17 protein-coding genes and 1 pseudogene are annotated in these 19,458 nt (G+C 67.4%); 10 read left to right on the top strand and 8 right to left on the bottom strand.

All coding sequences use genetic code 11. The annotated features are described in order from the left end of the window. Positions 1-6: 6 nt before the first annotated feature. Genes benC through benA form a run of 3 tightly spaced genes read right to left on the bottom strand, consistent with a single transcriptional unit; the run spans position 7 to position 4,741 of the window. Positions 7-2,787 (bottom strand): benzoate 1,2-dioxygenase electron transfer component BenC, encoded by a 2,781-nt coding sequence (benC, locus tag M1L58_RS09220; protein ID WP_248658657.1) that lies wholly within the window; start codon positions 2,785-2,787, stop codon positions 7-9. A gap of 11 nt (positions 2,788-2,798) precedes the next feature. Beyond that, complete coding sequence (benB, locus tag M1L58_RS09215; protein WP_282578507.1) at positions 2,799-3,338, bottom strand: benzoate 1,2-dioxygenase small subunit; 540 nt, start codon at positions 3,336-3,338, stop codon at positions 2,799-2,801. Positions 3,339-3,349: 11 nt separating this feature from the next. Next, entirely contained in the window at positions 3,350-4,741 is a 1,392-nt protein-coding gene (gene benA / locus M1L58_RS09210; RefSeq protein ID WP_248658656.1) for a benzoate 1,2-dioxygenase large subunit, read from the bottom strand. 229 nt (positions 4,742-4,970) lie between these two features. Between benA and M1L58_RS09205 the strand changes: the two genes are divergently transcribed. The 4 genes from M1L58_RS09205 (at position 4,971) to catC (ending at position 8,259) form a co-directional block, all read left to right on the top strand. Continuing rightward, positions 4,971-5,933, top strand: coding sequence for a LysR family transcriptional regulator (locus tag M1L58_RS09205; protein ID WP_248658655.1), 963 nt, complete (start codon positions 4,971-4,973; stop codon positions 5,931-5,933). Then, positions 5,930-7,036: a mandelate racemase/muconate lactonizing enzyme family protein gene (locus M1L58_RS09200; protein ID WP_248658654.1), complete on the top strand. Its 1,107-nt coding sequence runs from the start codon at positions 5,930-5,932 to the stop codon at positions 7,034-7,036. The genes M1L58_RS09205 and M1L58_RS09200 overlap by 4 nt, the downstream gene beginning before the upstream one ends. Positions 7,037-7,111: 75 nt before the next feature. Continuing rightward, on the top strand, positions 7,112-7,978 hold the full coding sequence (gene catA / locus M1L58_RS09195) for a catechol 1,2-dioxygenase (RefSeq protein WP_248658653.1): 867 nt from the start codon (positions 7,112-7,114) through the stop codon (positions 7,976-7,978). Then, positions 7,978-8,259 carry a muconolactone Delta-isomerase gene (gene catC / locus M1L58_RS09190; protein WP_006867540.1) on the top strand — a complete coding sequence of 94 codons (282 nt, stop codon included), beginning with the start codon at positions 7,978-7,980 and terminating at the stop codon, positions 8,257-8,259. Before catA ends, catC begins: the two co-directional genes overlap by 1 nt. Positions 8,260-8,552: 293 nt before the next feature. Here the strand turns inward: catC and M1L58_RS09185 are convergent, their stop codons facing one another. Then, positions 8,553-9,728: a metallophosphoesterase gene (locus M1L58_RS09185; protein WP_248658652.1), complete on the bottom strand. Its 1,176-nt coding sequence runs from the start codon at positions 9,726-9,728 to the stop codon at positions 8,553-8,555. Positions 9,729-9,844: 116 nt separating this feature from the next. Between M1L58_RS09185 and M1L58_RS09180 the strand changes: the two genes are divergently transcribed. Beyond that, positions 9,845-10,687 carry a sulfurtransferase gene (locus M1L58_RS09180; RefSeq protein WP_248658651.1) on the top strand — a complete coding sequence of 281 codons (843 nt, stop codon included), beginning with the start codon at positions 9,845-9,847 and terminating at the stop codon, positions 10,685-10,687. A 3-nt stretch (positions 10,688-10,690) separates the two neighbouring features. Here M1L58_RS09180 and M1L58_RS09175 read toward each other — a convergent pair whose 3' ends face one another. Then, entirely contained in the window at positions 10,691-10,951 is a 261-nt protein-coding gene (locus tag M1L58_RS09175) for a spirocyclase AveC family protein (protein ID WP_248658650.1), read from the bottom strand. Between the two features lie 17 nt (positions 10,952-10,968). On the opposite strand from M1L58_RS09175, the pseudogene M1L58_RS23485 reads away from it, so the two are divergent. Next, positions 10,969-11,522 (top strand): annotated as a pseudogene (locus tag M1L58_RS23485) (hypothetical protein). Positions 11,523-11,548: 26 nt separating this feature from the next. Here M1L58_RS23485 and M1L58_RS09165 read toward each other — a convergent pair. Continuing rightward, a complete protein-coding gene (locus M1L58_RS09165; protein WP_248658649.1) occupies positions 11,549-11,866 on the bottom strand; it encodes a hypothetical protein in 318 nt (105 codons plus the stop codon). A 478-nt stretch (positions 11,867-12,344) separates the two neighbouring features. Next, complete coding sequence (locus M1L58_RS09160) at positions 12,345-13,598, bottom strand: HNH endonuclease (protein WP_248658648.1); 1,254 nt, start codon at positions 13,596-13,598, stop codon at positions 12,345-12,347. A 289-nt stretch (positions 13,599-13,887) separates the two neighbouring features. Here M1L58_RS09160 and M1L58_RS09155 point away from each other — a divergent pair, with 289 nt between their 5' ends. Beyond that, entirely contained in the window at positions 13,888-14,958 is a 1,071-nt protein-coding gene (locus M1L58_RS09155) for an ADP-ribosylglycohydrolase family protein (RefSeq protein ID WP_248658647.1), read from the top strand. A gap of 128 nt (positions 14,959-15,086) precedes the next feature. Here the strand turns inward: M1L58_RS09155 and M1L58_RS09150 are convergent, their stop codons facing one another. Then, positions 15,087-15,794: a type 1 glutamine amidotransferase gene (locus M1L58_RS09150; RefSeq protein WP_248658646.1), complete on the bottom strand. Its 708-nt coding sequence runs from the start codon at positions 15,792-15,794 to the stop codon at positions 15,087-15,089. A gap of 284 nt (positions 15,795-16,078) precedes the next feature. On the opposite strand from M1L58_RS09150, the gene M1L58_RS09145 reads away from it, so the two are divergent. The 3 genes from M1L58_RS09145 to M1L58_RS09135 all read left to right on the top strand — a co-directional run bounded on the left by M1L58_RS09145 (position 16,079) and on the right by M1L58_RS09135 (position 19,325). Next, entirely contained in the window at positions 16,079-17,380 is a 1,302-nt protein-coding gene (locus M1L58_RS09145) for an MFS transporter (RefSeq protein WP_248658645.1), read from the top strand. Between the two features lie 80 nt (positions 17,381-17,460). Continuing rightward, positions 17,461-18,243: an MFS transporter gene (locus M1L58_RS09140; RefSeq protein ID WP_248658644.1), complete on the top strand. Its 783-nt coding sequence runs from the start codon at positions 17,461-17,463 to the stop codon at positions 18,241-18,243. 47 nt (positions 18,244-18,290) lie between these two features. Further along, positions 18,291-19,325 (top strand): LacI family DNA-binding transcriptional regulator, encoded by a 1,035-nt coding sequence (locus M1L58_RS09135; RefSeq protein WP_248658643.1) that lies wholly within the window; start codon positions 18,291-18,293, stop codon positions 19,323-19,325. The last annotated feature ends 133 nt before the right edge of the window (positions 19,326-19,458 follow it).

Here is a 19,458-nt window from a genome sequence, read left to right as displayed (position 1 = left end):
CGGGTGCTACCCGGTATCGCCACCTGCGACGGGCAGCACCGTTCCGGTGATGTAGGACGCCTCGTCCGAGGCGAGGAAACAGATCGCCGCCGCCTGCTCGTCGAGGCTGCCGTATCGGTGCATCAGCGACGACGAGAGCGTCTGGTCGATGTGCGCCTGGAACCACTGGGCCTCCACCTCGTTCCGCGGCTCGGGGGTACCGCGTGAGATACGCCGCGGGGGAGCCTCGGTGCCGCCCGGAGCGGCGGCCACCACCCGGATTCCGTCGTCGGCGTACTCCATGGCCAGCGACGCCGTCAGCGCGTTGACCGCACCTTTCGCGGCCGAATACGGGATGCGGTTGATCCCTCGGGTGGCCGCCGAGGAGACGTTGACGATGACCCCGCCACCGCGAGAGACCATCGAGGGCAGCGCGGCGCGGCAGGCGAACAGCGTCGTCATCAGTGAGCGGTCGATCTCCGCGCGGATCTGGGCGTCGGTGAACTCGACGAAGGGTTTGAAGTTGATGGCGCCGCCGACGTTGTTGATCAGCACGTCGACGCGACCGTACGACGAGACCGCGCGCCGGATCACCGACTCCGCTCCGTCGTAGCTCTCCAGGTCGGCGATCGCCGACACCGCACCGGGACCGGTCGCGTCGAGATCGTGCGCGACCTCGTCGACGAGCTCGGACCGGTCGGCCACGACGACCTTCCCACCCTCGGCGCTGATCCGACGTGCGACCTGTTCGCCGATGCCCTGTGCCGCACCGGTGATGACGACGACCTTTCCGGCGAAGCGGCCGGGGGTGACGAAACGCGGACGACGGGCGGCCATCTCGTCGGCCATCGCACGGCGCATCGTCTGCTTGGAGCGATCGGCGTGGGCCGAGATCAGGGCGCGGGCGCCGTCGTGATCGCCGGACTCGAAGGCGGTGACGATGTCGAGGTGGTCCTGGGCGCAGAGGGGATGGCACCAGGTCGCGTTGCGCAGGACCTCGCTCATCCGGCCCTTCACGCCGAGCGCCTTGTACGCCTCGAGCAGATGGTCGTTGCCGGTCAGGGTGAACAGATAGTCATGGAACGCGGCATTCGTCTCGGTGTACTCGGCGGCGTCGACGAAGTGCTCACCGTCCACATACGGCACGGTCGCATCGGCCAGGAGCCGATAGCCGGCGAGCTGCTGTGTGGTGAGACGTCCGAAGGTCAGCTCCAGTGCGCCGAGTTCGAGGGCGGCGCGCGCCTCGAACAGGGCGTCGGACTCGAAGATCGCCGGATGCTCCTCACCGATCTGGTAGCCCTGTGAACCGACGACGGTGGACGTCGCGGTTCCGGGTTCGGGCTCCTCGGACACCTGGGTCGGGGCTGGTGGCGCCGGTGCCGGTTCGTGCAGCGGGGCCACGTCGCCGGGACGGAAGATCTCCTGGCCGGCGATGGCCCGGGCCGTCCCTGCGGGGCGCAATGATCCCGCGTCCGAATCGAGTGCCGCATCACCGATCTCGCTCGGCCACATACGCTGGCCGGCGATCCGGACGAGCGAGTCGTCCGGGGCCCGGGTGCCGGGGCGACCCGGCACGGCTGAGAGGTCGGCCGGCGGCAGGGTGATCTGCCCGGCGATCGCGCGGGCGTCCGGGGAGGCGATGATGCCCTCGTCCGCCGGGACGTCCGGTGCGGCAGACGCGATCGGCGCGACCGTCGGTGCGTTCTCGCCCGGGGCAACGGATGTCGCTGCGAGGGCGAACTTCTCGTAGTAGAACCCTGTCGGCTCGATCCCGGCCTCCGCCACGTGCTTGCGCACCGCCTCGACCATCGGCGGCGGACCGCAGAGGTAGATCGCGACATCCCCGTCGAAGAGATGCCCGGGTTCGATGAGGCTCATGACGTAACCCTTGTTGACCGCCGTGCTCGCGGGGTCGGACACGCAGTGGTCCCAGGTGAATCCGGGCAGCTTCCCGGCGAAGTACTCGATCTCGTCGAGCGCTACCAGGTCGGTGTCGGTGGAGACGCCGTAGATGAGGTGGACCTTGCGTCCGCTGTTGTCGGCGTGCAGCTTTCGCAGCATCGACAGGATCGGGGCCAACCCGGTGCCACCGGCCAGCAGCAGCACCGGTCGGTTCGCCTCGCGGAGGAAGAACGATCCGTGGGGGCCGGTGAAGGAGATCGGTTCGCCACGTGTCGCGCGATCGGTCAGATACGTCGACATCGCGCCACCGGGGGTCAACTTGATCAGGAAGACCAGGCGATCCTCGTGCGGCCCGTTGGCGAACGAGTAGGACCTGCTGACCGGATCGCCGGATCCGTCGTCGGTGCCGGGGATCTCGATGTTGACGTACTGGCCGGGTAGGAAGGCCAGCTCACCCCGGTTCTCGATCCGGATCTCCAGGCGCATCGTCGACTCGGAGAGACGTTCGAGTTCGACGACGGTGCCCGTGAACCGGGAGGCCTGGGTCTTGGCGATGTCCGACGTGGCCGGGACCTGCAGCACCAGATCGGATTTCGGTTTCATACAACAGGGGAGAGCGAATCCCTGGGCCGACTCGTCGTCGGACAGCGCATCCTCGATGTAGATTCCGCCGTCGTAGTCGCCGGACTCGCAGAACGACTTACAGGTTCCGCACGCACCGTCGCGGCAGTCCAGCGGGATGTTGATGCGCTGCCGGTACGACGCGTCGGCGACGGTCTGGTCCTCGCGGCAGGTGATGAACCGGGTGACCCCGTCCTCGAAGGACAGGGCGACCTGGTGCGTCGGTGTCCCGTCGTCTGCGTGGTCGGCGGTGGTGCCGACGCCCTGATCGGTGGTGACAGTCATGTCAACGCGTCCTAGAAGTGGTAGATGTCCACCACATGGTGGATGTAGTCGTTCTTCAGCACGATCGTCTTGCGCCGGATCAACGGTTGATCGCCGGAGAAGTCGATGGTGTAGAAGGACGTGCCGTAGTACGGGTCGATCGTGTGGTACCGGAAATACATGGTGTGCCAATTGAACCGGACGTCGACGAGATCGCCGCGCCGGTCGATGACCTCGACGTTGCTGATGTTGTGACTGGTCCGCGGATCGGGGAGCGAGGTCGCCGACGACCGTTCGGTCCGGATGCGGAACACGCGGTCCTCGAGCCCGCCCTTGTTGCCGTAATAGATCAGCGAGATCTCCCGCTGCGGATCCTCGGTCAGGCGGTCGTTGTCGTCCCACGACGGCATCCAGTAGACGACGTCGTCGGCGTAGCACTCGAGCCACTTCTCGAATTCACGATCGTCGAGATAGCGCGCCTCGCGGTAGAGGAACTGCTCGATCATGTTCTGGGTGACCAGTTTTCCGCCGGCCTCGGTCCCGGTCGCGGCATTGGTCTCTGCGGTCGTCATCGCGTTCCCCTTCAGTGGTTCTCGGCGGTTGCGGTGGTGGAGTGCTCTTCCGCGGCGGCCGCGGCGCGCATCGTCTCCAGCCAGTAGCCGTGCTGGACGGGGTAGAGACCCTCGTCCTCGTTCTTGACGCCGGCCGAGATGACCCCGGTCATACCCAGCGATTCGGCGACCTCGTCCGGTCCGGTCAGCCAGTGTTCGGCACCGCGGCTCATGTCGTTCCAGGGCGCGGCCTGCGCGCGGAAGGTGAGCTGGCACGAGCGGAACTCCTCGAGGTCATCCGGCGTCGCCATACCCGAGGCGTTGAAGAAGTCCTCGTACTGGCGGATGCGGTGCGCGCGGGCGGAGTCGCTCTCCCCCTTGGGGGCGATGCAGTAGATGGTCACCTCGGTCTTGTCCGGCGCGATCGGCCGGAAGTGGCGGATCTGCGTCGAGAACTGGTCCATCAGATAGACATTCGGGTACAGGCACAGGTTGCGCGAACCCTTGACCATGAACTCGCCCTTGGCGTCGCCGTGGATCTTCTTGAGCTCGTCCATCTTGTCCCACAGCGGGCGGTCCTGCGGATTGGCGGCCCAGGTCCACAGGCAGAGGTGGCCGTTGGGGTACGACCAGTAGCCGCCGCCGGACTTGCCCCAGCCACCTGCGTCGAGTGCTTTGGTGTCGTTCTTCGACTCGCCGGTGCTGCGTCGCGAGGTGGTGGCCGCGTAGTTCCAGTGGGTCGCGGTGACGTGGTAACCGTCCGCGCCGTTCTCCGCCTGGACCTTCCAGTTGCCGTCGAAGGTGTAGGTCGACGCGCCGCGCAACACCTCGAGCCCTTCGGGCGACTGGTCGACGAGCATGTCGATGACGAGCCGGGTGTCGCCGAGGTGATCCTCGAGCGACTGCACGTCGTCGTTGAGGCTGCCGAACAGGAAGCCCCGGTAACTGTCGAAACGCGCCACCTTGGTCAGGTTGTGCGAACCGTTGACATCGAAGGTGTCGGGGTAGCCGGCCCCCTCGGGGTCCTTGACCTTCAGCAAGGTGCCGTCGTTGCGGAACGTCCAGCCGTGGAACGGGCAGGTGAGCGTCATCCGGTTGTCGGTCTTGCGACGGCAGATCATCGCACCGCGATGGGCGCATGCGTTGATGAGGCAGTGGAGCTCACCGCTCTTGTCGCGAGTGATGACCACGGGCTGCCGGCCGATGTAGGTGGTGAAGTAGTCGCCGGGGTTGGGCACCTGACTCTCGTGGGCCAGGTAGATCCAGTTGCCCTCGAAGATGTGCTTCATCTCGAGTTCGAAGATGTCCTCGTCGGTGAAGATACGGCGGTTGGCGCGGTAGACGCCGGCGGTCCGGTCATCGACGACGGCGTCGTCGAGGACCGTGTTCACGTGGTTCAGGTGCTCCGAAACGGACGCGGTCATGGTCGATAAACCTCCAGTGATGGGCTGCTCACTGCACTCTGGCACCACGTGGCGGCGATCACACCAGGGCATTCGCCGGTCCTGACCTAGGTGCCCATTGATAAATAGTGGCGATGAATAAGGTCATCACAGGTCTTTGTCATGTATGTATCTCCGATCTACCGTGTGTAGGACGTGGTCCGGGTCACATCGGATCGCCGAGCGGATTCCGACGACAAAAGGCGAGGTCATGGAGCTGAGGCACCTGCGCTACTTCGCAGCGGTCGCCGACACCTGCCATTTCGGTCAGGCTGCGGCAACCCTGCACGTGGCCCAGCCGGCGCTTTCCTATGCCATTCGCCAGCTCGAGGCCGAGCTCGACGTCACGCTCTTCATCCGCACCACCCGGCAGGTCTCGCTCACCCCCGCGGGGGAGTACCTGCGCGTCCAGGCCGAGCGCATCCTGGCCGGGGTCGACGAGGCGGTCGACGGGGTCCGGCGCATCGCCGCCGGACGCAGCGGCCTCGTCCGGCTCGGCCTGACCGGCATCGCCGCGTTCTCGCACCTGCCCCGGATCGCCCGGGTCGTCAAGCGTGAACTCCCCGACGTGGACCTCCACATCCAGTCCGACATGCTGACCCCCGGTCAGTGCGACGCCCTGCGGGCCGGTGCGATCGACCTCGGGCTCCTGCGTCCGCCGGCCATCGGTGACGACATCGAGACCCGGGTCATCGACCACGAACCGCTCGTCCTCGCGGTGTCGGCGGATCATCGCCTCGCCGTCGAACCGGTGGTGTCGGCTGTCGACCTCCGCAACGAACCCTTCGTGATGTACGACAGCCGTGACTCGGCCGTCAACGACGCTGCGATGCGGACTTGCCGCGCAGCGGGTTTCGTCCCTCAGCGCGCTCACCAGGCGACCGGCACGACGGTCCTGCTCGCCTTGGTGGCCGCCGGATTGGGGGTGGCGGTTCTGCCGGCTTCGGTGCGCGCACTGCCGCTCGACGGACTCGTCGTCCGAGATCTCGTCGATGCCGACACCGTCGAGGTCGCCCTCGCCTGGCGTCGCGGCGTCGACAACCCGGTCATCGCCGCAGTCGCCGACACCATCGCCGCAGCCTTCGAGACCACCGCCTTCGAGGCCACCGCCTTCGAGGCCACCGCCTTCGCATCCGCTGCTCAGCTCGGTGCCCGATTTGGAGATGAACGATGAAGATCACTCGCGTGGAAGCCATTCCATTCGCGATCCCGTACGTGAAACCCCTGAGGTTCGCCTCGGGTGAGGTCCACGAGGCCAACCACGTCTTGGTGCGGGTACACACCGACACCGGCGTGGTCGGCGTCGCCGAGGCCCCGCCGCGCCCCTTCACCTACGGCGAGACCCAGGCCGGGATCATCACCGTCATCGACACGATCTTCGCACCTGCGATCGTCGGGCTGTCCCTTCTCGAACGAGAGGTGGTTGCGTCCCGGATGGCGCGGACCGTCGGAAACCCGGCAGCCAAATCCGCGGTGGACATGGCGATCTGGGACGCGCTCGGCAAGTCCCTCGGCCTCCCCGTGGGCGACCTGCTCGGCGGTTTCACCGACCGGATGCGCGTCAGCCACATGCTCGGTTTCGCCGAGCCGGCCAAGATGGTCGCCGAGGCCGAGAAGATGGTCGACACCTACGGCATCCGCACCTTCAAGGTGAAGGTCGGCCGCCATCCGGTCACCCTCGACACCGCCGTTGTACGCGCACTGCGCGAGCGGTTCGGCGACGAGATCGAACTCTACGTCGACGGCAACCGCGGCTGGACCGCCGCGGAGTCCGCGCGTGCCATGAAAGAGATGTCGGACCTCGACCTCCTGTTCGCCGAAGAGCTTTGCGACGCAGCCGATGTCATGGGTCGCCGATGGCTCGTCGAGCAGCTCGACGTTCCGTTCATCGCCGACGAGTCGGTGCCGACGCCGGCCGACGTGACCCGCGAGATCCTAGGTCGGTCGGCCACCGCGATCAGCATCAAGACCGCGCGCACCGGCTTCACCACCTCGCGTCGGACCCACCACCTCGCCGAGGGGCTCGGCATCCCGGTGGTCATGGGCAACCAGATCGACGGCCAGGTCGGCACCGCGTGCGCGCTCGCGTTCGGCAGTGCCTTCGAACTGACCTCGCGCTATGCGGGCGAGCTGTCGAACTTCCTCGACATGAGCGACGACCTGCTCACCGAACCCCTGCAGATCCGCGACGGCCATCTCCACCGGTCGACCGCGCCGGGCATCGGCTTCGAGATCGATCCGGACAAGCTCGAGCACTTCCGCACCGACAACAACTGAACAACCTGAGAAGTACACCCCTACAGCGTGTTTCCCGGCAGCCCCGGGAACCGTGAACCCACCGAGGAGAAACTGATGACCACAGTCGAGCACCCCCAGGAAGTGGCCACCGCCGCAGCCTCCGGAGCCTCCGCCACCGAGCGCTTCCACGCCGACAAGTCTCCCTTCGAGGCCGTCAAGGGCACCCCGCCGGAGCGCGTCGCCACCCTGATCAACGACGTCCTCGCCGGAGTCCACGAGACCATCCGCAAGCACAAGGTCACCTACGACGAGTACAACGCCCTCAAGGCATGGCTCATCAACGTCGGTCAGGACGGCGAATGGCCGCTGTTCCTCGACGTGTGGGTCGAGCACGTCGTCGAGGACGTCGCGACCGAACACCGCGAGGGCAACAAGGGCAGCATCGAGGGTCCGTACTACGTCCCGAACGCCCCCGAGCTGGGTTCGAAGGGCACCCTGCCGATGCGTGAGGGCGAGAAGGGCGATCGTCTGGTCTGGAACGGCCAGGTGCGCACCGTCGACGGCAACGCTCTGCCGGGCGCGAAGGTCGAACTCTGGCACGCCGACGACGACGGCTTCTACTCGCAGTTCGCACCGGGCATCCCCGAGTGGAACCTGCGCGGCACCTTCACCGCCGACGACGAGGGTCGCTTCGAGATCACCACGATCCGCCCGGCGCCGTACATGATCCCGACCGACGGCTCCTGCGGCAAGATGATCTCCGCCGCCGGCTGGCACCCCTGGCGTCCCGCGCACCTGCACCTGAAGGTCTCGGCGCCCGGCCACGAGCAGCTGACCGCGCAGCTGTACTTCCCGGGCGACGCGCACAACGACGACGACGTCGCGAGCGCGGTCAAGCCGGAACTGATCCTCGATCCGCAGGACGACGGTCAGGGCGGTTACACCGTGGCCTACGACTTCGTCCTCGATCCGGAGAAGTGATGCTGTTCCACGTTCGGATGGACGTCAACATCCCCGACGACCTCGACCCGGACGTCCGGGCCGAGACCGTGGCCCGGGAGAAGGCGTACTCCCAGGACCTGCAGCGTTCCGGCAAGTGGCCGCACATCTGGCGGATCGTCGGCGAGTACTCCAACTACTCGATCTTCGACGTCGAATCCAACGACGAGCTGCACACGCTTCTGTCCGGGTTGCCGTTGTTCCCGTATATGGACATCAAGGTCACGCCGCTCGCGAAGCATCCGTCGGACATCAACGCCTGACCTCGATACGGCCCTCGGGTAGCCCCTCGGGCCTACTCGGCCAGCGGTGGGGAGACCTCCGCTGGCCGAGTGCTTTTCACGGTCGTTGAGTAGGCGACGAGCGCAGCCGAGGGCCCTCCTGCTCGTTGAGTAGGCGACGAGCGCAGCCGAGGGCCCTCCTGCATGCTCGTTGAGTAGGTGACGAGCGCAGCGAGGAGCCGTATCGAAACGACGCCCCGCTGCCGAGGGGCCCTCCTGCTCGTTGAGTAGGCGACGAGCGCAGCGAGGAGCCGTATCGAAACGACGCCCCGCTGTTACCTCTGCGCGCGCAACGTGAACATGGTGATCTCCGGCGGGGCGAGAACCCGCACCGGCGGACCCCACGCCCCGGCGCCGCGGGTTGTGTACAGCACGGTGTCCCCGATCCGGTCCAGTCCGGCGACCGACGGTTGCTGCAGCGGAACGAGATAGCGGATCGGCCACATCTGCCCACCGTGCGTGTGCCCGGAGAACTGGAGTTCGACGCCGAGTTCGGAGGCCTCGGCGGCCTGCTTCGGCTGATGTGCGAGCAGCAGCACGAAGTCCTCGGGTGACGAACCCTCCAGCGCAGCACGGAGATCGGGTTCGAAGGGTTCGGGCGCCGTGGCGTCGTACACGCCGGCGAGCTGGATGGTGGCGCCGTCGACGGTCAGCGGCACCCGCGTGTTCCGCAGTGTGCGCACTCCGTAGTACTCCCAGGTGTCGAGCCAGCGGCCGCCGTCGTCGGAGTAGTACTCGTGATTGCCGCTGACGCCGAACACCCCGAGGGGTGCGCGGAGATCGGTGAGCGGTTCCAGGGTGTCGCGGACGTACGGGATCTTGCCGTCGGTGAGGTCTCCGACGAGGAGCACCAGGTCCGGGTTCTGTGCATTGACGTCGTCGACGATGCGCCGGGTGAACGAGGCGTCGCGCGCGGGTCCGAGGTGGAGGTCGGAGACCACGGCGATACGGAGGCCGTCGAATGGTGCGGGCAGGTTGTCGAACGTCGCGCTGACCTCGGTCACCTGTGGTCGGGAGGCCTCGAACACGCCGTAGCCGGTGACCCCGAGCGCGACGACGACCACGGCAGCGGTCGCGATCCGCATCCGGCGCAGCCTGCGCGGGGCCGCGTCGGCCGTCTCGCCGACCCCGGTGCTGCGGCGCCGGACCCGGCGAATGATGTTCGCCCCGAACGAGATCAGACCGATGACCGCGAGTCCGAGGAACAGATAGAAGACCGCGCCGATCCAGATCAGGCCGGCGGTGCCGATCGGCCGGGCCCACGACGGGTCCATAGTCCGGCCACTCGCGAAGCCCACGACGGCCAAGGCCCACATGACGGTGAGCGCGACGTCGGCGACACCCGACCACGGGCGGGGGAGTTCGGTCGCGCGGACGATCCGGCGGTGAAGCCAGAACGTGATCAGACCGAAGAAGACCGCCGGAACCAGCACGGCCAGGAACAGCGCCACGAAAGGCCCCCTGTGAATCGCGGAGAGTGTCCCGCAGATGCGGACCGCCCCATTCTCGCATCGCGGGCCGTAGGCCTTCGCCGGGGTGTGGGCGGGGCGTCGATAGGCTGGCCGACATGAGCGATGTACTGATCAACCCGCTCGACCTGGCCGAGATGCTGCTCGGGACGCCGCCCGTGGTCCTCGACGTGCGCTGGCAGCTCGGCGACTTCGACGGTCGCGAGGCTTACCGGGAGGGCCACATCCCCGGCGCGGTGTACGTCGACCTCGACTCCGAGCTCGCTGCTCCGTCGTCCGGGGCGGTCGGTGGTCGGCACCCGCTTCCCGCGATCGAAGACCTCCAGGCCGCCGCGCAGAGCTGGGGAATCAACGACGGCGTACCGGTCGTGGTCTACGACGACTCGGGCAACCTGGCCGCAGCCCGGGCGTGGTGGCTGCTGCGCTGGGCGGGCATCGCCGACGTACGCCTGCTCGACGGCGGTCTCGCCGCCTGGCGAGCCGAGGGCTTGCGCACGACCACCGGTGACGGTGGGCGGCCGCGTGCCGGAACGGTCACGCTGACCGGCGGGAACCTCCCGGTCGTGACGATCGACGACGTCGCGGCCGGCACCGCGACCCTGCTCGACGCCCGCGCCGGCGAGCGGTACCGCGGGGACGTCGAACCGGTCGATCCGCGCGCCGGGCACATCCCGGGAGCTCGCAGCGCCCCGACCGTCGACAACCTCGACGAGACCGGCCGGTTCCGGTCGGAGGACGACCTGCGTCGACGCTTCGCCGACGTCGGCGTCGTCCCCGGGGACGGTCGGGAGGTGGTCGTCTACTGCGGTTCCGGAATCAACGCGGCACACGAGATCGCGGCACTCGCGATCGTCGGCGTCGACGCGACGCTGTTCCCCGGGTCGTTCTCCCAGTGGTCGTCGGACCCGGACCGGCCGGTGACGCTGGGCGACCGGCCCTGACCGTCACTTCAGGTGCGGGCAGGGCGGGTTCTCGGCGAGACCGCACATGTTCTGGTGCAGGTAACTCGGCACGTCGGTGGGTGCGACGTCGGCGTGCATGTTGACCAGGTTGAAGCCGAGGAAGAACACCGCGAGGATCACGTTCATCACCGCCGAGAACGCGAGGATGCGTACGACCGCGACGCCGCGGGTGATCTGGAGCCGCTCGATGCCGGCGTCGGTGATCAACTGGTCCCCGTTGCGGCGGAAGAGGTAGAAGCTCATCGAGGCGACCATCACGCGTGGTCAAGGAGTCGCCGGTGCGCGGGGGCAGGTCGCGTCGAGCACGCAGTGAATCGGTGGTGGGCGAGGCCTCCCCAGATACCGTCAGCGTTGGCACCGTCTCCGCTGACACCGACTCCGTTGAGACCGCCCTGGAGACCACCGAGATCGAGGTCGGCGACGCCGAGGCCTCTGAGGCGGCCGACGCACCCGCCGCCAAGGAGACGACGGCGAGGAGTATGCGGTGACGCTGACGAGCATCGACTCCGGCAGCATCGACCAGAACTTCACCGACGTCCTCGGCGGCGCGACCGGCGAGTTCAAGGACATGTACTCACGGTCGAGCAGCCAGCTCAAGCAGATGCTTGTAGACAACAAGGCCACCAGCAAGGGCGTCGTCATCGACGCGGGCGTGAAATCGGCGACCGCCGATCGGGTCGTGGTGATGCTGTTCGTCGACCAGTCGATCACCAACAGCGCCAGCCCCGAACCGCGCGTCGACCGTAGCCGGGTGCTGATGACCATGGACAAGGTCGACGGCCGCTGGCTGGCGAGCAAGGTGGATCTGCCCTGACGGTCGCCGGGCTGGACCCGACCGTGTCAGCGTCGGGACCTCGGCGAGTCCCCGGCCGGGCGTAGCGCCCAGGACGGAACCCAGTGCGTCACCTTCTCCTGCCGGTCTTTGGCGGTGATCGTGTAGGTGACCTTGCCGTACCAGGCACCCCATTCGTCGCGCCCCCACTCGGTGAGAACGCCGAGGTGGACCGACCTGATCTGCAGACCTTCGGGGTTGTACTCGCCGGTGAAGTGGGGTGCGTTGGGGTAGAGCGCACCCAGGTCGATGAGCACCGCCTTGTGCCCGACCCGCACGAACGCCGGCCTTTGTGGTTGGCCGTTGTCCCCGCCAATCCACTTCATGCCCACCCCGGAATTATCGCACGTATGTTCGAGAGATGGCAGTGGGGTGGCCGGTCGTATTGCCGGCGAGGTGACCTCGATACGCGGCGCCCTCGCTGCGCTCGGTCGTCGCTACTCGGCCGGCGACGGGGACGCCACGTCACCTCGGCGGGCGCGCCGGGACTACTCGGCCGGCGGTGGGGACGCCACGTCACCTTGGCTGGGGCGACTGGATTGTTCGGCCGGCGGTGGGGACGCCACGTCACCTCGGCGGGCGTGGCGGGACTACTCGGCGGCGGTGGTGACGCCACGCCACCTCCGCGGGACTACTCGGCCGACGGTGGGTGCGCCCCCGCCACATCTGCTGGTTGAGTAGGCGCGGAGCTTGCGACGGGCCGTATCGAAACCACTCGGCACTTCACACTGTGGAGTTGTCAAAGATCGAACGCGGCCCCGGCTGATCGCCGGGTGCGGAAGGTGCTGCGCGTGAGTCTGCGGGTCAGGCGGCGTCGTCGAGGCGCATGGTGCGGCGGTTGTAGGCCGGGAGTGCGCGGCGTCGGGGGTCGATGTCGGCCGGCGGGATGAGCCAGGGGTGGCGGTCGAAGCCGATCATGATGTCCCAGCCGTGGTGGTGGACCTGGGTGTGGCAGCGCTGGCAGAGCAGGCAACCGTTGTCGAGGTCGGTCTCACCGTCGTCGGACCAGTGCCGGATGTGGTGAACCTGCGTATGGGACGGCGGCGCACCGCATTTGATGCACGACTCGTCGCGGATGATGATCGCCTTGCGCAAGTGCATCGGGAACAGTCGTCGTTCACGACCCATCTCGAGTGGCACTGTCTCGCCGTCGATGATGGCCTCGATCAGGGTCCCGTCGCACGACAGCTGCTTCGCAACTGCCCGCGTGACGGATCCGGTCCAGGGTAGGGATGCCGGATCAGTACCTTCGGCGGGGATGGTCAGGATCGTCTGGGCTCGTGGTATCCCGATGGTGTCCATCGCCGCACCCACTGCGGCTTGGTCCAACAGCACCTCGAGTGCGTCCGCGCGAATCTCGGTTGCCGAGCGTCGATCGGGGGAGCCGTCGGGTTCGGGACGCGGCATGGAGCGTTCGTCGATCATGGCGATGAACTTCTCGCCCACGGACTGCGTCACGTCGGCTTGGATTTCGACACGGCCTTCGTCGGTGATGTTGTGGGACAGCGTGTTCAGGGTTCGGTTGTCGCATGCGGGGATGCCGCCCTCGTCGTCGGCAATGGTGTTGCCGATGGTGTGGGCATGCTTCTGTATCTCGGCGGGTGTGGCACCCGACAGGGCCTGGGTGAGGAGTTCGGTCTCATGATCGATGCGATCGTCGTCGGAAAGTGTTGTGGGCGAGCGATTCTCGATGGTCACCAGGCCGCGGACGATGGCATCGACGATCTCGCCGGAGAGTCTCCCATCGGCAGCGCAGGCCTCGACCTTGCTCAAAGTGCCGAAGCTGTCGGCGATGCGGGTGGTGCGAGCGGCTACTGCGGGTGGGAGGCCCATCTCGATCAACAGTCGCTTGGTGGTCGAGCCTGTTTTCTCCGCGACGCGCAGATCAGCGAGCTTGGCTGCGTGCGTGCCGATTCGGTGATCGGCGAGGTTGCGCAGCAAGATCCACCGGCTGAGCTGCCCGTGTGTCTCGATGCCGGTGGGGTCGTCGGTGGGCGGGGTGATCTCGATGAGCTGGTCGATGAGTTGGTCGAGCGGAGTGGTGTGGGTGGCGATCATGGCGGGAGCCGTCCCTTTCGTGGGGCGTGAACGCGGTTGGGTGGGACCGTCGTCGGCTACTGCTCCGTCATCAATTTCTGTGCTTTCAGTTGTACAGCGGAGGTCTGACAAAACGCTCGTGGCGCCCGAGTTGGTCAAGCGCCCCAGTCGTTTGGGCTGTCTACCTGCATCGATGGCGTTCACCGGCTCGGCGCGTCGAGGCGCACACCTCAATCGGGTCTCCGGCCTGCGAACCGGGTCCGCCCGTGTGAATATGGTCAGAACACTGTGGAAAGTGCAGGTGACGCCGATGAAGGAACATTTTGTTGGTTGCATCGTGGGGGGTGCGGTCGGCGACGCGCTCGGGGGATCGGTCGAGTTCATGTCTCGCTCGGCCATCATCGAGCGGTTCGGCCCGTCGGGGATCACCTCCTATGCGCCGGCGTACGGCGGCACCGGAACCATCACCGATGACACCCAGATGACCCTCTTCACGGCCGAGGGATTGCTGCGCGCGTGGCTGCGGGACTGCGATGGCGGTATCTCCTGTTTTGCGGCAGCAACTGCGCGCGCGTATCTCCGATGGTTCATCACGCAAGGCGAACATCCCCGGCACGGCGTGCTGCCGATGGGGGAGCGCACCAGCTGGCTGACGGGTCACCGAGAACTGCACAGCCAACGCGCCCCCGGCAACACCTGCCTTAGTGCACTGCGTTCCACGACGCGCCCGGGAACCCCGGCCGACAATGACAGCAAGGGCTGCGGCGGAGTCATGCGGGCCGCGCCGGTCGGGTTGTTCGCCTCACGTGCGGAGTGGTCGGCGGTCGGCACCTTCGACCTCGGGACCGCGATCGCCGCATTGACCCACGGACACCCGTCGGGGTCGCTGACCGGTGGTGTTCTCGCAGTGATGGTCCGCGAACTCGTCGAAGGCGCCACGCTCGACGAGGCGCTCGCGGCGTCGAAAGACATCCTGCGGACCAAGCCGCAGCACGAGGAGACCTTGGCCGCCATCGAACTCGCCGAACGGCTCGCGTCCGACGCCGTCGCGCCCGAGGAAGCGATCTCCCGACTCGGCGAGGGCTGGGTGGCGGAGGAAGCGCTCGCGATCTCGATCTACTGCGCGATCGTCGGAAGCGACTTCGAAGCGGCGGTCGTGCTCGCCGTCAACCACGACGGTGACTCGGACTCGACCGGGGCGATCACCGGCAACCTGCTCGGCGCGCGCGACGGCATCGGAGTCGTCCCGGAGCGGTGGCTCGAGCAGCTCGAACTTCGCGGCGTCATCACCGAGGTGGCCACCGACCTGTACGACTTCGCCGACTGGGAACTCGATGCTCCGATGTCGGAGAGGTACGCGGGGCTTCAGGTGGCGGGCTGAGTCGAGAGTGGGGCACCGGGCCTTAGGGGCTCGTCGACTTAGATAAGCTCCTTCGTCGCTACTCAGCCCGGCGGCTTGCGCTCCTCGCACCTCAGGCGGCAGGGGGCGTCGCTTACGCTCTTCGCACCTCAGGCGGCAGTGACACCGATCCCGGCGTGCTCGAGGAACCGACCGACGAGCCGGTCGCAGCGGGCTGCGGCCAGCTCGGCAGAGGCGTCGATCTCGGCCGCGAGGGCCCGGGTGTCGACCGAGCGGTCGCCGCTGCCCGACCGTGCGCTCGTGAATCCCTCACGCCACGCGGAGAAGCAGTCCGGGGTGATCTCCGGATGGAACTGCACACCCAGGTGCGGTCCCGAGACGTAGGCCTGGACCCCTGCGTCGTTGACCGCGATCACTTCGGCCACGTCGGACACGGTGATCGTGTCGTGGTGGAACTCCATCCACGGGCCGGCCTCGACGAGATCGGGGCGGGTGGTGCTGACGGTGACGAAGCCGTGCTCTGGACGCGTGCTCGGTGCCACCGAACCACCGAGCGCCCGCGCGAGGATCTGGGCGCCGAAGCAGACACCGAAGATCGGTACCTGCTGGGCGATCGTGTCGGAGAGGTACCGGAGTTCGAGTTGCACCCACGGCAGCGAGGCATCGTAGGCCGAATCCGGAGAACCGGTCACGCACACCAGGTCGAATCCACTTGCCTCGGAGAGAGGCTCGTCTTCGACGTCCCGGATGACGACGTCGAACCCGCGGTCGGCGAAGGCGGGGAGCAACGAACCGAGAACCGTTTCGCGCCACTCCGGCCGCACACCGTGAACGAGTGCGAGAACCCTGCCGCTCACCTGAACTCCTCTCGAACATCCGTGACCGGTCAGGTTAGTCGTTCGTGCGGCTCTCAGAATGCTCGGGCCGCCTCCGGATCTGCGGTGACAACCGGCGTGGTTCGGCCGGCGGCGTGGATTCGGGCAGGTCAGAGTGCCGCTGGTCGATGACCGACGTGCGCAATACGGGCGCCACGATCAGGTTGCCGATCGGTTACAGCGGTCGGATTGAGTATTCCTGCACGGTGATGCCGACGGTGCCGTCCGGCGCCTTCACGGCCACCGGTGGCAAGGAGGCAGGACACATGACAGTGAAGGTCGCGGCGGGCCGAGGCGATGCCGGAACCCGTTTGCTCGCAGGGGCATCGGGTGTGGGTTTCATCCTCGCGATCTGCGGCTCGAACGCGATGACGCCGCTGTTACCCGGTTACATGGACCGCCACGGCTTCGGGCCCGCCGCCACCGCGGTCCTGTTCGCCACGTACTTCGTCGCCCTCATCGTGATCCTGTTGATCTCGGCTCGCGGGCCACTGATCCGGCACACGCGCAAGGTCCTGCCGATTGCGTTCCTCACGGCCATCGTCGGTGACCTCGTGGAGATCGTCGGCGCCTGGTACCCGCTACTGCTCTTTCCCGGCCGGTTGATGACGGGCTCGTCGGTGGCGCTGAGCACCGGTGCGGCGGCGGCGATGATGGTCGCCGCCCGCGGTGAGAAGGGGCGTGCGTTCATGGCGACCAGCTCGCTCATCGGTGCCGGTACCGGCCTCATCGCGGCGATCCTCATCGCCGTGTATCTGCCCTGGCAGTTGGTGACGGTCTACGCCGTTCACCCGGTCGCGATGACGATCTGCCTCGGTTTCCTGCTCGCCGGATTGCGGGCGGCGCCGGATCTCCTTGCACCGGACCGTGATCCCGCACCGCTGGTCGTCGAACCGGAGCTCGCGGACGTACCGTCGGCACACACCGGTGATCTCGACGTCGTGGTCGACTCGTCTCGATCCCGCGACCCCGGTGCATACCTCGTCGGGGCGCTCGCCTGGGCGATCGGCGCACTCGCGGTCGGTGCGATGCCGAACGCGATCCTCGCGACGGGCATCAGCGACTCGTTGCTCGTGGCCCAATGTGTCGGCGGCGCATGCCTGATCGTCTCGATGCTGGCCAACTTCGCCGGCGTGGGTCTTCGCGTCATCACCACCCTGCCGGCAGTGGGATCACTGCTGGCGCTGGGCTGGTCGATCGCCATCGCCGGTCTCGCGATGGGCCGGCTCGAGGTCATCCTGCTGGGCACGGTCATCGGCGGCATCGGCCAGGCCGGCGGGTACCGGGTCGCGCTCGCGTACATCACCGTGGGGCTCACACCCATCCAGCAGGGCCGCGTCGCGGCGACGTTCTCGGCCTTCGCCTACAGCGGTGCCGGAGTGATGGTGGTGCTCGACGGCGTCGCCGGCCAGTTGGCCGGAACGATCGGCGGAGCCGTGAGCATCGGCGTCGTCTACGCGGTCACCTCGGCGATCGCGATCGGGCTGGTCCTGGGTCGTACACGGAGGACGACGCAGTCGGCCGTGACCCGGCCGGTGGATCGCGAAACGGCGGACAGTGCATCCTGATCGGCGCCGCCGGTCGGCGATGCCGCAGGTCAACGGCATTTTCTCGGGTTGGTTCCGGGCGTGTGCCTACGGTGGATGTCATGGCACCCCTGACACGCGTCTCCGGTCCGATCACCTGGCTCGCAGTGATTCTCGCAGTGGCGCAGGTGGTTGCGCCGGTCGTGCCGTTCTCCGGGATCGGTGCCTCACCCAACGAGTCGACGACCGATCTCTTCATCACGCCGGCCGGCTGGACGTTCTCCATCTGGAGCCTGATCTACTTGCTGTCCGTCGTCTTCGCACTCGCGGCGGTGTGGAAGGGCGCGACGGGGACCGCAGATCCGCGTCGTCTCCTCATCGATCTGGAAATCGCCTTCGCCGGCGCGGCCAGCTGGATCCTGGTGTCCGCGGCGGAATGGACATGGGTCACCCCGATCGTGCTGACCGTGATGACGGTGGTCCTGCTCGACGCCGCACGCATCGCGGCGCGCCCCGCCGACGACGAGGCGCCTGGCTGGTTGCGGGTGCTCGCCCGAATCCTGGTCGGCATCTACGCGGCCTGGGCCACCGCGGCGGTGTTCCAGAACTGGGCGGCCGCCATCGGCGCCGACCTCTCCGACCCGCAGTCCCTCGGCTGGCAGCTCACAGTTCTCATCCTGTGTGGGCTCTTCGGTCTCGCAGTCACCGCCGCGGTCGGCTCCGTGCTCGTCGCCTACTCGCTCACGCTGATCTGGGCGTTCCTCGGCATCCTGGCCACCGCCCAGGGTGAGACGACCGCCGTCGTGTGGGTCGCCATCGTCACGATCGTCGCGCTGGTGGTCACCACGGGCGCCACGTTCGTCCTACGACGACGTCGCGTCGACCGTGCCCCGGCCGTCGCCTAGACGTTTCGCCACGGCTCGAGCGGTCGTGGCCTTCTAGAATCTCCGTCGTGCGCAACAAACCCGTCACGGGCTACGACGTCGCCCGCCGGGCGGGGGTGTCGCAGTCGACGGTGTCGCGTGCGCTGCGCGACGACCCGCGGGTGATCAAGGAGACCCGCGACCACATCCAGGCGCTGGCCAAGGAAATGGGATACGTCCCGCACGTGACCGCGCGGAGTCTCATCACGCGCCGCTCGTCGACGATCGGGGTGGTGACCGGCGACCTGCGCAACCCGTCGTTTCCGGTACTCGCCAACACACTTCAGGACCGGTTCGCCCGCGACGACTATCGGGTGTTGTTGCTCAGCGACCGCGAAGGTCCGACGGGCACCGTGGACAAGGACCTCGAGGCCTTGCGCGGGGGACTGGTCGACGGGGTCGTCTACATCTCGGCCCGACTCGATTCGCCGGTCGTCTCGGAGATGCTCGACTGGCGGATGCCGCTGGTCATCCTCAGCCGCGACGTCGACAGCGCGCAGGCCGGCCGGGTCGACCGCGTCACGTCGGACAACATCGGTGGCGGGAGGCTCGTCGCACAGCATCTCGTCGACCTGGGGCATCGTCGGATCGAACTGATCTCCGGACCGGCCGACAACCCGAGCATCAAGCTCCGCGAGACCGGGTTCCGAGACGAACTGGCAAGGCTCAGAGCCGATCTCGACGAGACGCTGGTGTACCGCGGGGAGGTCGACGCAAAGACCGGACTCGACGGCGGCCTGCGCCTGCTCGGCCGATCTGACCGGCCAATCGCCTTGTTCTGCGCCACCGACTATGTGGCCTTCGGAACCCTCGACGCTGCAAAGAGGCTGGGACTCGCTGTGCCGAATGATGTCTCGGTCGTCGGTTACAACGACCTCGACCTCGCAGGCTGGTCGATCTTCGATCTCGCGACGGTACGCCAGCCCCTCGAGGAGATGGCGCTGGCCGCGGCCGAGCTTCTCCTCGCACGGATCGACGGCGCCGCGGGCACCCCGGTCCACCGCGCCTTCGGTGTCGAATGGGTCGGCCGCGGCAGTGCCGGACCATGCCCCGACGGCGTCTGAAACCGAGCATCCCCTCGGCAACATCTCGGTAACCCGAGGAACACCGTCACGCAAAAACCCTGCATACATTCGAATGCATCCAGTTCGGGGACACCCGGCCGGTACGGCCGGAGGGTGGCAGCGGGGCCGCCAC

It is taken from the genome of Gordonia sp. C13, from assembly GCF_023218005.1.
GTDB lineage: Bacteria > Actinomycetota > Actinomycetes > Mycobacteriales > Mycobacteriaceae > Gordonia > Gordonia namibiensis.
Note: the sequence above shows the minus strand (reverse complement) of the source record. Positions and strands in the feature narration are given on the sequence as shown.